Consider the following 12196-nt stretch of genomic DNA (forward strand, 5'->3'; position numbering starts at 1 on the left):
CCAGTTAAGGCTATAGCTGGTCAGCTACCTGAAAGGGGGGCACGAAGCCCCCGTGCTTCAGCCGGGGGTGCTGACTTGCACTTCTTTCGGCTAATCTAAGTTTAGCGGAACGGGCGCGAGGATTTTGGTTAATTTCATCTGGCTGGGGAGTTATGGGTTTTTTGGTTAAGACTTTCAGTAGGGGATGATGGCGAAATCCGTGTTTAACTGGTCTGTCCTCTAGGCTGTGGAAACTGATGATGCCGATACGTCCTCGGGGTTTGAGCCAGGTGGGGGCGGTTTCTAGGAAGGTTTCTAGGGCGGTTAGTTCTCCGTTAACGGCTATGCGTAGGGCTTGAAAAACTCTGGTAGCTGGGTGTATTCGCCCATAACGGTACTTGGAGGGTACACAATTGGCGATCGCATTAGCGAGGTGTTCGGTGGTCTGAAAGGGGCGTTTTTCGACAATCTGCCTTGCTATGCGCCGAGATAGCCTTTCTTCGCCGTAGGTATAAAAGATGTCAGCCAGTTGTTTTTCGTCCCAGGTGTTAATGATTTCGGCGGCGCTGAGGGGGTCTTGTGGGTTCATTCGCATATCTAATGGTCCACAATGACGGAAACTAAATCCTCGTCCTGGGGTATCGAGTTGATGGGAGTTCACCCCTAAATCGGCTATGATGCCGTCAAATTGTGAGGGACTCGATGGATATTGGCTAAAGTTTCCGTGCCAAAATTTCAGGCGCGCGCCACAATTACCGATAGTATCCATTAACATGGACTTGGCAGCGGCGATCGCTTCTAAATCACGGTCAATGGCTGTCACTCGCACATTAGGGGCTGCTTGAAAAATCATCCTTGTATGTCCCCCGCCGCCAACCGTAGCATCGAGATAGTGACCACCCTCCTGGACTGCTAACCCCTCAATTAACTCCCGCCCCAGAACCGGAATATGGACAAATTTCCCACCGAATTCCACATTATCCAAATCTCTACCTTTCTCAGACACCCCAAAATACCTATAATCAGTTAAAGGAAACTCAAATTAATCGGCAAGTTACGCAGATTTGACGAGACTATAAGACCATCATAAACTCTAGCGCGATCAAAAACGATATGAGCAGAATCGAAACTCGCACCGAACCCATGGTCATCAACATGGGACCTCATCACCCCTCCATGCACGGAGTGTTGAGGCTAATTGTCACCCTTGATGGCGAGGATGTAGTAGACTGTGAGCCAGTCATCGGCTACCTACATCGGGGCATGGAAAAAATCGCCGAAAACCGGACTAATGTCATGTATGTTCCCTACGTTAGCCGTTGGGATTATGCCGCCGGGATGTTCAATGAAGCGGTAACAGTCAACGCCCCGGAAATGCTGGCTAATATTGAGGTTCCCAAACGTGCCCAGTACATCCGGGTAATCATGTTAGAGTTAAACCGGATCGCCAATCATTTACTCTGGTTAGGACCATTTCTGGCAGATTTAGGGGCGCAAACTCCCTTCTTCTACATCTTCCGGGAAAGGGAAATGATTTATGACCTTTGGGAAGCTGCTACTGGCTATCGCATGGTTAATAACAACTACTTCCGCATTGGTGGAGTCGCCGCCGACCTTCCCTATGGTTGGGTTGATAAATGCCACGATTTCTGCGATTATTTTCTCCCCAAAGTTGATGAGTATGAAAAACTAATCACCAATAACCCGATTTTCCGCCGCCGTATTGAGGGTTTGGGAGTTATTACCCGTGAACAAGCGATTAACTGGGGACTATCTGGCCCTATGTTGCGCGCTTCTGGGGTTGATTGGGATCTTCGTAAGGTGGATCATTATGAGTGTTACGATGATTTTGATTGGGATGTTCACTGGGAAACTGCCGGGGACTGCCTCGCCCGTTATGTGGTGCGAATTCGGGAAATGCGGGAATCTGTTAAAATTCTTCGCCAGGCCTTAGATGGTCTTCCTGGGGGTCCCTACGAGAATTTAGAGGCACAACGGATGATGGGAGGGCCTAAGTCTGAGTGGAATAATTTTGATTACCAGTTTATTGGGAAAAAAATTGCTCCGACTTTTAAGATTCCTTCTGGAGAACATTATGTGCGGGTGGAAAGCGGTAAAGGAGAATTGGGCATTTATATTATCGGTGATGATAATGTTTTCCCCTGGCGGTTTAAAATTCGGGCAGCAGACTTTAATAATTTGCAAATTTTTCCCGATTTAGTTAAAGGTGAAAAAGTGGCTGATATTGTGGCGATTTTGGGAAGTGTAGATATTATTATGGGGTCAGTAGACCGCTAATCTCATTTCCCTTGACATACAGGGGCAAGTCTTCGGGCTTGCCCTCAATAGTGGCTTTTTACGGTGTTTTTACTTATGGCTGATGTAATTGATTACAAAATCTATGGTAATGATTTGCAATTGGTGGAAATTGAACTAGACCCCGGTGAGGGAGTTCAAGCAGAAGTGGGAACCATGACCTATATGGAAGATGGTATTCAAATGCAAACGGGTATGGGAAAAGGGGGCTTATTCTCTGGTTTTAAAAGGATGCTTACTGGAGAAGGTTTCTTTATTACTACGTTTTTAAATAATGGGAAACAACGTTCTAGGGTCGGTTTTGCTGCGACTTCACCAGGGCAAATTATTCCGGTTGATTTAGCTCAAATTGGTGGCGAATTTTTGTGCCAAAAAGATGCGTTTTTGTGTGCGGCTAATGGTACGGAAATTAATGTGGCATTTACTAAGAAATTAGGGGCTGGTTTCTTTGGGGGAGAGGGATTTATTCTGCAACGACTAAAAGGGGATGGTCTGGCTTTTATTCAAGCGGGAGGGGCGATGATTCAAAAAAATTTACAACCTGGGGAAACTTTGCGAGTTGATACGGGGTGTTTGGTGGCTTTTTCTCCCTCGGTGCGCTATGATATTCAATTTGTGGGTGGCTTTCGTAATGCGTTATTTGGTGGGGAAGGCTTATTTTTGGCGAAAATGACGGGACCGGGTATTGTGATTGTTCAAAGTTTACCATTCTCTCGACTTGCCGATCGCATTAATTCTATGATTACTCTCCCTCCTGTCAGTAATGATGGATGATTGTTGATTATTTCCCAATACAAAATCGACTGAAAATCCGGTCTAATACTGATTCGGTAACTTCCTCTCCGGTGACTTCTCCTAGGGCGTGAATTGCGCCGCGTAGGTCGATAGTCCAAAAGTCAAAGGGTAGACGATCGCTTATGGTGTTTTCCACTTGTTCTAGGGCTATTTTCGCGCGGGTAAGGGCTGCTGCTTGACGCTGGTTAATGGCAAATTCCAGATTAGCTGATTGTAGGTTTTCCGTGTGAACAGCGTTAAGGATACTCTCTTCTAAATCGGTAATCCCTTGATTAAGAGTGGCGGCGGTCGCAATAATTAACGAGGGTTTAATGTCCAGTTGGTTAATAATAGATTGACGTAAATTTTCGAGCTGTGCTGAGGATAGGCGATCGCTTTTATTCATCACTATAATTATCGGTCGATTTTTGACCTGCTGATAAATCTCATTTTCCGCTTCTGTCCAGCCGTTTTCACAGTCGAGGGTAAATAATACCAAATCCGCTGATTGAGCCGCTATCTGTGACCTTTCTACCCCAATTTGTTCCACTTTATCATCAGATTTACGAATCCCAGCCGTATCGAGAACTTGAATGGGAATACCACCGACCACTAGCTGAGACTCTACCACATCTCTAGTGGTTCCCGGTAGGTCTGTGACAATGGCGCGATCGCTACGACTCCAAGCATTTAATAAGCTAGATTTCCCCACATTAGGACGACCGACAATTGCCACTTTTAAACCTGTGCGTAAGAGTTCTCCCCTATCTGCTGTGTCTAATATATCCGTTAATTGCTGTAAGACTTCTTGCAATTGGTGGATAATTTCCGATTCATTTAAGGGGGGTAAATCTTCTTCAAAATCGACCCTGGCTTCAATTTCTGCTAAAATATCTAAACAGAGCGATCGCAGATGATGTATGGGAGCCGCCAATTTTCCCCGCAGTCCAGCCAAAGCCGCACTAGCAGCCTGGGGAGACTTAGCCCCAACCAGTTCAGCGACACTCTCAGCTTGAGTCAAGTCTAGTCGCCCATTGAGAAACGCCCGCAGGGTAAACTCTCCAGGGGTGGCTAGTCTGGCTCCCGCTTGTAAACAAAGCTGTAGGACCTGTTGAACGGGGATAATACCACCGTGACAGTGAAATTCTACCACATCTTCGCGGGTGTAGGAGCGGGGAGCGAGCATTAATAGCAATAAAGCCTCATCGACGAGTTGCTGTGTGTGGGGATGATGGATATAACCATAGAGAATGCGGTGACTTGACCAGGGCTGATTTCCTGGGGCTTTAAATAGGGTTTTAGCGATCGCGACAGCTTCCGAGCCAGACATTCTGACAATGCCAATACTGCCCTGTTGTGGTACAATGGCGGTGGCGATCGCTGCAATAGTTTCAGTTTTGGTGGAAATTGGAGACATTTTCGTAATAACCAATATTACCCATTATCAAGTAAGTTGTAGGGGCGACATCTAGCCATCATCTAGCCTCCCTCCCCAGAAGGGAGAGGAAGCCAAAATCATCCATGATCCCTTTACTGCACACCCTCATTAACCGGGAAGCGATCGATTAAATTTTTAGCCTCGATCGCATTATCTTTCAGCGTGCTACTGAGGTGAGGAACATGGGGAATTTGCGAGAGAAAATCTCGAGTGCGTCTGATAATCCTGACAATATCCCCTTCATCAAGAGTGGTATTTTTCACCAATTCCGCCCATTCTACCCCACCAGCCCACTGTTCAAGAATAGCACTGAGGCGCTGATGTTCTCGGCGTTCAGGAAGCACCAAAAACTCTACATGGTGGCGACCTTGAACCTTAATCAGAGATCTACGCAAAGACCAGAGGCGGTTCAAAGTTTCCTGTACCACCTCCGAAAGCTGATAATGAGTCCAACTATCAGACCGAGAAACCTCAGTGACCAAAGCAGAACAAGCACCAGCCAAATTATAAGGCTCTAGGTTATCAAATTCTCCCGACATTAGCACCAACCCCAACCACAACTCATTATCCCCTCGCAGGGCTGCTGTCGCCTGTCCCAACTTAGTTGGCTGCAAATCATCCAAAGCCTCAAACTCTTGTAAAATGTCAATCAGATTCAGAAATTCCCGCCAATTGCGTTCTAAATATTGACGCAACTCCTCCTGATAATCAACAATTTCCTTCTGAATAGCCTTCCGACGGCGCAAGCGTTTGAGGATTTTTTGAGGTTTCCCGAACTTTTCGGCGGGGTGTGTAGCTAAAATTTCCTCCACCTGTTCAATGCGAGTTATTTGATTAGCTACCTCTGGGGCGGTATCTTCCACCAACAGTTCTGGAATTTGTACAGCCAGCGCTTCAGTTATTTCATCTCCCCGTCGTGATTGTCCTAATTTAAACTGCATTTCTGGCATTTCCAAATGATCTGCCCAGGTCAGCCTAGGAAGTTCAGCCTGTAAACTAACCACATCCATAGCACCCACTATATACCAACGGTTATCTCGCCCCAAAACTATGAAATAGGGCGCTTGTCCAGGGCTAGGAGTTTGGGCAACCAGTACGGCGGAAATTGGCTCTGAGTCTGACTTGCGGGCGGTGGGGACGTGCTTACCCCGGAGGCTGACCAAAGTACCAACTTCTGCCAAGTCGAGGGCTTCCGCCATTTTTTGGGTGTGGGCTTCTCGTGCTTGTTTTTGCAGGGTTTTTAACAGTCGTTTTTCCTGCTTGAGGCGTTGCTGCTGCTTTTCATAGTCAGCTAGGGTTTCTTCTAGGGTATTGATGTCTAAGTCCTCTCCTAACCCTAATTCGGCTTCAACTTCCGCTAGTTTTGCTTCTAGGTTTTTAATATATTGTTCTGCGGGAACTAAATGTATGGTGGACGTATACTGACCAAAACTGGATTCAACTAGGTTTTTTGCCTCTTCTAGGCTGTGAGTCTGCAACAGGTTCAGGACCATGCCATAACTGGGGCTAAATTGACTCACTAGGGGGTTGGGTTTGGATGTGGCTAAATAGGCTGCTTCCTGGGCTCCCTCAAAAGGGGTTTCTACGGTCACTACATGGCCGATGGTGTCCATGCCGCGCCGTCCCGCACGTCCTGACATTTGCAAAAATTCGGAGGCTCTCAGGAGGCGATGACCGTCGTCTGTGCGCTTGGATAGGCTAGAAATTACTGTGGTGCGGGCGGGCATATTTATGCCAGCGGCTAGGGTTTCGGTGGCGAAAACTACTTTAATGAGTCCTTCCTGAAATAGTTCTTCTACAAACATTTTCCAGGCGGGAAGTAGTCCGGCGTGGTGGGATGCAATGCCTTTGGCGAGGGGTTCGAGTTGTTTGGGACGAGCCGCACCGGGGGTGTCTTTGATGAAACGGTCAATGCGATCGCGTAAAATAGCCGCCTCTTTTCGGTTGACTAGGGATAGATGGCTAACATCACCCACAGCGCGATCGCACCCACGACGGCTAAATATAAAATAAATGGCCGGTAACATATCCCGTTGTTGCAGTCGCGATACAATATCGGCTAGTTCCGGTACAGTGCTTTTGCGGTTATAACTGCCACGCTGACGCGCTCTACTGCTTTTGGCTAATGATGGACTGATGCGGCGTTTGCTACCATCGAGAAGGGGAAACATCCCTTTGCTATTGCAAAAGTAGAACTCTACTGGGACTGGACGAGAATCGGAAGATATTAATTCTGTCGGACCGTGAACTCTTCTGATCCAATCGGTGAGTTGCTGTTGGTTGTCTACAGTAGCCGATAAGGCTAACAGTTGTATATTTCGAGGACAGTAGATGATTGATTCTTCCCAAACAGTGCCGCGCTGTCTATCATTCATGTAGTGGCACTCGTCAAGGACTACGGCTTCCACTCCTTCTAGGGAAGTGCCTACTTGACCTATGGGAGTACCATAGAGCATATTTCGGAAAATTTCTGTGGTCATTACTAAAATGGGGGCATCCCTATGAAAGGAGATATCCCCGGTGAGTAGTCCCACCATCTCATCACCGAATTGTTCCCGAAAATCTCTTAATTTCTGATTGGAGAGGGCTTTTAGGGGTGTGGTGTAGAAGACTCGGCGACCGTTGGCGAGGGCGCGATGGATGGAATATTCCCCAATTAGGGTTTTTCCGGCACCGGTGGGGGCGCATACTACTACGGATTTTCCCTCGTCTAAAGCGGCGATCGCCTCCTTCTGAAAATCGTCGAGTTCAAAAGGGAATAGATCACTTAAATCGAGTTTGGGGCTGTTTTGGATAGGATTTGACACAGGGTAATGTTTTCAGAAAATGAACAAATAAGTTAAATGATTTTGTTACCAAGCTGGTGAGTTACCAACCTAGCTGGACGCTTTTACCAAGCCAGCTAGATGCTGGCACTAACCTATCAGGCTATTGTAACCTTTCCCTGAAAATCAGGAGTTGCCCAGGCTCCCTGGGTCTTGATACAGGTTTGAGATTATACTATCGGGTGTGTGTCATAATGATACCGACAATTTCGACTATTCCGTTATTGCAGTTGGCTTCGGGCGATCGCCTGGGGTTACAGGTTTATCGGTTTCAGGGTGCAGACCCTGGCAAAAAAGCCTATATACAGTCTAATTTGCACGGCGCGGAAATTAGTGGCAATGAGGTAATTCACCATTTGATTGGGTTTTTGTCTCATTTAGACCCATCCCAATTGGTCGGGGAAATTTGGTTAGTCCCGGTTTGTAATCCCCTAGGAGTTAATCAGCGATCGCACCATTTTTCTGATGGTCGCTATCATGTTTATGATGGCAAAGATTGGAATCGGATTTTTTGGGATTATCAAAAAACCGGGGATGATATCGCCAGTTTTGCCCGGGCTAACCAGCATTTAACCCCCCCAGAAATTATCGCCAACTATCGGCAAACAATCCTGGCAAAATTCCACGATTTACATGATCATAAAATCCAGAGTAACAGTCGCCTGACCTACGGGGAATATTACCGCTATCAACTACAATCCCTGTGCCTTGATGCCGATTATGTCATGGATTTGCACAGTTCCACTAATCAAGCGATCGATTATTTGTATTGTTTCCATAGTCGAGAAGAAAGCGCCAGGGCCTTTTTGTTAGATTATGGTATTTGGATGAATGAATATGATGGAGATGCTTTTGACGAGGCTTTTTTCAAACCTTGGTTAGCCCTAGAACAGCAATTAAAACTTTTAGGAAAACCCCTAATTTTTGACATTGAATCTTGGACTCTCGAATTAGGGTCAGGTATGACCATGAACCCAGAGTCAGTCAATCGCGGATTAATCGGTATTAAAAATTATCTCGCCGCTAAAGGTATGTTAAAGATTGAAGGTTTCCCCCAGCCGCAAACCGCTAATTATCCCATTAAACTGATTCCCAAAACTCAGATAAAAAAATACTATGCGCCCCAGGGCGGTATGTTTAAAAATTGTATTAACATTGGCGATGCCATTACCAAAGACAGTAAAATCTATGATATACTATCCTTCCACAAAGATAAACAAACATCCACAATTATCCCCGTCTACGCCGAAGCTGATGGTGTAGTCTTCGATATCGCCACCAACCACAGTGTTAATGAGTTTGATTATGTTTTATCAGTCATGGAAACTCCAGCAGATAAAACTAATCTTACTTAATCAATGAATATTCCCCATACCCTATTATATGAATCCTAAAAAATCAACCCCCAAGTTAACCTTAGATCAAGAATCAGTAGCCGCCTGGGTGTTCCTAACTCCCGCCTTATTTCTGATGGCGATATTTATTGTCTGGCCGATTATTTATTTAATTTACCTCAGTTTCACTCAGGGAAGTTTTACCCGGTCTGGGGTCGAGTTTGTAGGATTCACCAACTATCTGCGCTTAATTGTCAGTCCTGATTTTTGGCAGGTTATTGGTAATACAATTTACTTTACCATTGCTACAGTTATTCCGAGTTTAGTCATCCCCCTCGCCCTAGCTGTAATGCTAGACCAAACCTTGATGTTTAGGGGGTTTTTACGGACGGCTTATTTTATCCCTTCTATTACCTCCTTAGTCGCCGTAGGTTTGGGTTGGCGATGGCTATTTCAAACTGATGGTCCCGTCAACGGGTTTTTATCACAAATTGGCTTCGATCCAATTCCCTGGTTAAGTAGTACAGTCTGGGCTATGCCAGTTTTAATTTTACTAAGTATTTGGAAACAATTAGGCTTTAACTTAGTGGTATTTTTAGCCGGACTGCAAACCATTCCCATTAACCGTTATGAAGCGGCGGAACTTGATGGCGCGGGACCCTGGCAAAAATTTTGGTATGTGACTTTACCGGGTCTCCAACCTACCTTAGTATTTGCTACAGTCACTACAGTTATTTTTACCCTGAGAAGTTTTGAACCAGTTTATGTAATTACTGGCGGCGGTCCCCTCAACTCTACTAATTTACTGGTTTACTATATTTACGAACAGGCTTTTTCCCAGTTTGATTTTGGCTACGCAGCAGCAGCGGCGACTTTATTGTTAGCGATCGCCCTAGTCTTAGTCTATTTCCAGCTTCAGATTTTTGGGGAAGACCAAGCCAGCAAATAATCAATAAGTGATCAATCACACTTGCGGAATTTGCCATAATCCTGTTGTTTATTAATTAGCAGGGGTGGGGATCACCCCACTTAGTCCCCTGGGTGCGTATCTCTAATTAACCGCCAGCCGCAAAAGTCCCTAAAATGATGATGGATAATGCCAAACCTGGTAATAGGAGAATACCTAGCATCAACATTTCGTGTTCAGTCATTGAGTCGATTACCTCATAACGTTAACGAATAGCCTAGCATTTTCGGACAAAAAAAGCACACTCACATCTAGTCGCTGGATTAAACCATGAAAAAACGAGTTAAACTTCTGTCTTTCACTGTAGCGATGACAGTTTGTCTGTTGGTAATAGGCGCGACATTAGCCGTGTTAGGCATTTTTGATGATATGTTAAACTGGGATATTTTTAGCCCTCAAGTTGAACAGGTTTTAAGGGCAATTATGGCCGGGTGTATTGTCTTGAGTGTTTTTGGTGTCGCCATTACTTTTGTGTTGGGTATTCAAGAAATTGTTAAGTCTATTGGCTTACTCAACAAAAGTCGAGGTTTAGAGGAGTTGGAGACCGTTAGCGAAGCGCCCAAAACTACCTATATGTTATATATGTCGGGAGTTGTGGCGGTTTTTGCTGTGTTAATTAGTGTTTTATCTGTCGCTAATTTGATGATTACTAATCATCGTAACCGGGTATTTAAACGCATTGCTACAGAACAAATGCAGCAACTAAGGGATGAGTTTTTGCAGCAGGTATCTTTATTAAATGAACCGCCGAGGACTGATGTTCCTGACACCTTGGATGATTTAATTAGGAGCGTGAAAAAGTTATCCTTTGTCAATGATATTACTCTGTATTTACCTGACCAACAGGATGATATTATTATCTGGAATTATAATTCTATGTGGGTTGATAATCCCAAAAAAGGATTTGAACGTCAAATTGTGGCTAAGGAATATGAACAGGCGATTCAAATCGCCTTTCGGGGACAACCGGAACTTCTGCAAGCCTTGAATGGGAAAAGTAGCTTTCAATGGTATTATTTAATCCGTGATCAACAAAATCAACCCTTGGCTGTGTTACGGATTAATGGTAATGAAAGGGAGAATTTTCGGGAGTATAAATTAAAATAAATCTGCCTAAACAATTAACTCTTCTAGGGCGATTTGTAAATCTTGGGTTAAATCAGCGATCGCTTGACGACGGCTGCTTTGATAACTAGCCCAACGTGGGGATACAGCAATAGGTTCACCCACTCTAGTTTTAACCAACTGTTTACCTAAGTTGGGGGTTTTATTAGGGTTAACGCCTTTTAATCTAGCGATCGCCGTCCAAATAATGATTACCGTATCCGCAAAGCGATCGAACGAGGGATTTTGTTTAATATATTCCCCAGTCACCGCTACAAAACTTTCCACTAATCTCATGTGCCACATTCGCAAACTTGCCTCTTCCGCCAGGCGATTAGCTAGTCCTAAATCTACCGCTGATAAATCTTCTGGAGACTTGAGGTTTTCCCGATATATATACTCCCAACCCGCCTGTTCCAGACGGCGACAACGGCTAGTTAAATCCCCTATAGGTTGAATCCCAAAATAGCTTTCAGAAACCTTTAACGCGATATCTAGCAGCGAATGGAGGCGCTGGGATAAATCTTGATTATCACTTGACTGGGGAATATTTTGATGATAGAATTTACCATAGAGATTTTCCATCAAATTTAGTAAATAGTTACCCAGGTTAATTAAACGGGGATATAAATGCTCAAAAACAGGCTGATGGTTAGATGTCGATAAGCCACAATCTGTTTCCATCTCGGTTAACAGGGACTCTAAGGCTTTCCAGTTATCTTGAACATAAGAGTATTGAACTCCCAGGGGAACAATCAAAACTGTTTCTGTGCGCTGGAGTTTGTGGAGGTCTTCCACACACCAAAAAGCCATTTGGGCGATACCGGGTTCTAGGGGGCTAATTAGTTGATTATGGCCGTTAGTTGCACCTTCTGGAGCCGCAGCTATGGGGAAACGACCGTTAACAAATAAATGGCGGGCAGATTTTAAGCCAGGGCGATCTATCGTGCCGCGTAAAATGGAACTGCCGCCCAATTGAGGAAATAACCAAGTCACGAAATTTCCCGCCCACAGAGGAATACCGCGATCATAAATAAAATGAAAATGCACGGGGTCCTGAAGGTTGACACCCTGAGATTTTGCCAAGGCTGGAATACGTCGCCAAAATACCTGGGAAAGGGCGATGGGGTCATTGGGGTTGGGATGACGAAAAGCAAGGAGGAAGCGAATTTTTGAGGCTTGGAATTGTTGGAATAATTCAATGATGCGATCGCCTTGTTCTATCTGAATATCAGCGATCGGTGTTTTCCCGGCCATCCAGAGAGGCATCAAGATCTGGCACAGTCGCAAAACCAGAGGGTTAAACTTGGGGGGGAGAAATTCTAGGGGGGGTTGGGCGTAGGTTTTAGTTTTGGGCATATAATGTTAGGGGATTTGACTACAAGGTTCGGGAACGTGCCGATTATGCTATGAGTCTCTAAAATAAATTAGTGCTGTTTTTACCAACTTGAATTGAAAA

9 protein-coding genes are annotated in these 12196 nt (G+C 45.1%); 5 read left to right on the plus strand and 4 right to left on the minus strand.

The genetic code is table 11. From position 1 onward, the window contains the following. Nucleotides 1-10 precede the first annotated feature (10 nt). Nucleotides 11-985, minus strand: coding sequence for a 16S rRNA (cytosine(1402)-N(4))-methyltransferase RsmH (gene rsmH / locus ACTIE0_RS12125; RefSeq protein WP_006625176.1), 975 nt, complete (start codon nucleotides 983-985; stop codon nucleotides 11-13). A 107-nt stretch (nucleotides 986-1092) separates the two neighbouring features. Here rsmH and ACTIE0_RS12130 point away from each other — a divergent pair, with 107 nt between their 5' ends. Together ACTIE0_RS12130 and ACTIE0_RS12135 are read left to right on the plus strand one after the other, a co-directional pair. Beyond that, complete coding sequence (locus ACTIE0_RS12130; protein ID WP_006625175.1) at nucleotides 1093-2277, plus strand: NAD(P)H-quinone oxidoreductase subunit H; 1185 nt, start codon at nucleotides 1093-1095, stop codon at nucleotides 2275-2277. A gap of 75 nt (nucleotides 2278-2352) precedes the next feature. After that, complete coding sequence (locus ACTIE0_RS12135; RefSeq protein ID WP_006625174.1) at nucleotides 2353-3069, plus strand: TIGR00266 family protein; 717 nt, start codon at nucleotides 2353-2355, stop codon at nucleotides 3067-3069. Nucleotides 3070-3076: 7 nt separating this feature from the next. Here ACTIE0_RS12135 and mnmE read toward each other — a convergent pair whose 3' ends face one another. After that, nucleotides 3077-4486 (minus strand): tRNA uridine-5-carboxymethylaminomethyl(34) synthesis GTPase MnmE, encoded by a 1410-nt coding sequence (mnmE, locus tag ACTIE0_RS12140; protein WP_006625173.1) that lies wholly within the window; start codon nucleotides 4484-4486, stop codon nucleotides 3077-3079. Nucleotides 4487-4599: 113 nt separating this feature from the next. Then, a complete protein-coding gene (locus tag ACTIE0_RS12145; RefSeq protein ID WP_006625172.1) occupies nucleotides 4600-7314 on the minus strand; it encodes a DEAD/DEAH box helicase in 2715 nt (904 codons plus the stop codon). A gap of 212 nt (nucleotides 7315-7526) precedes the next feature. Between ACTIE0_RS12145 and ACTIE0_RS12150 the strand changes: the two genes are divergently transcribed. The 3 genes from ACTIE0_RS12150 to ACTIE0_RS12160 all read left to right on the plus strand — a co-directional run bounded on the left by ACTIE0_RS12150 (nucleotide 7527) and on the right by ACTIE0_RS12160 (nucleotide 10740). Then, the gene (locus ACTIE0_RS12150; RefSeq protein ID WP_006625171.1) at nucleotides 7527-8687 is read left to right on the plus strand and encodes a M14 family metallopeptidase; all 1161 of its coding nucleotides are present in this window, start codon (nucleotides 7527-7529) and stop codon (nucleotides 8685-8687) included. A 28-nt stretch (nucleotides 8688-8715) separates the two neighbouring features. After that, on the plus strand, nucleotides 8716-9615 hold the full coding sequence (locus ACTIE0_RS12155; protein ID WP_006625170.1) for a carbohydrate ABC transporter permease: 900 nt from the start codon (nucleotides 8716-8718) through the stop codon (nucleotides 9613-9615). Between the two features lie 288 nt (nucleotides 9616-9903). Next, the gene (locus ACTIE0_RS12160) at nucleotides 9904-10740 is read left to right on the plus strand and encodes a hypothetical protein (RefSeq protein WP_006625169.1); all 837 of its coding nucleotides are present in this window, start codon (nucleotides 9904-9906) and stop codon (nucleotides 10738-10740) included. 6 nt (nucleotides 10741-10746) lie between these two features. Here ACTIE0_RS12160 and ACTIE0_RS12165 read toward each other — a convergent pair whose 3' ends face one another. Beyond that, nucleotides 10747-12096 carry a lysophospholipid acyltransferase family protein gene (locus tag ACTIE0_RS12165; protein WP_006625168.1) on the minus strand — a complete coding sequence of 450 codons (1350 nt, stop codon included), beginning with the start codon at nucleotides 12094-12096 and terminating at the stop codon, nucleotides 10747-10749. Between the last annotated feature and the right edge of the window lie 100 nt (nucleotides 12097-12196).

The sequence above is a fragment of the Limnospira sp. genome, from assembly GCF_051859755.1.
GTDB lineage: Bacteria > Cyanobacteriota > Cyanobacteriia > Cyanobacteriales > Microcoleaceae > Limnospira > Limnospira fusiformis.

Coding starts and splice junctions, on each gene's coding strand:
- mnmE (WP_006625173.1), bottom strand. CDS start 4,486: ATGTCTCCAATTTCCACCAAAACTGAAACTATTGCAGCGATCGCCACC.
- ACTIE0_RS12165 (WP_006625168.1), bottom strand. CDS start 12,096: ATGCCCAAAACTAAAACCTACGCCCAACCCCCCCTAGAATTTCTCCCC.
- ACTIE0_RS12155 (WP_006625170.1), top strand. CDS start 8,716: ATGAATCCTAAAAAATCAACCCCCAAGTTAACCTTAGATCAAGAATCA.
- ACTIE0_RS12135 (WP_006625174.1), top strand. CDS start 2,353: ATGGCTGATGTAATTGATTACAAAATCTATGGTAATGATTTGCAATTG.
- ACTIE0_RS12160 (WP_006625169.1), top strand. CDS start 9,904: ATGAAAAAACGAGTTAAACTTCTGTCTTTCACTGTAGCGATGACAGTT.
- ACTIE0_RS12130 (WP_006625175.1), top strand. CDS start 1,093: ATGAGCAGAATCGAAACTCGCACCGAACCCATGGTCATCAACATGGGA.
- ACTIE0_RS12150 (WP_006625171.1), top strand. CDS start 7,527: ATGATACCGACAATTTCGACTATTCCGTTATTGCAGTTGGCTTCGGGC.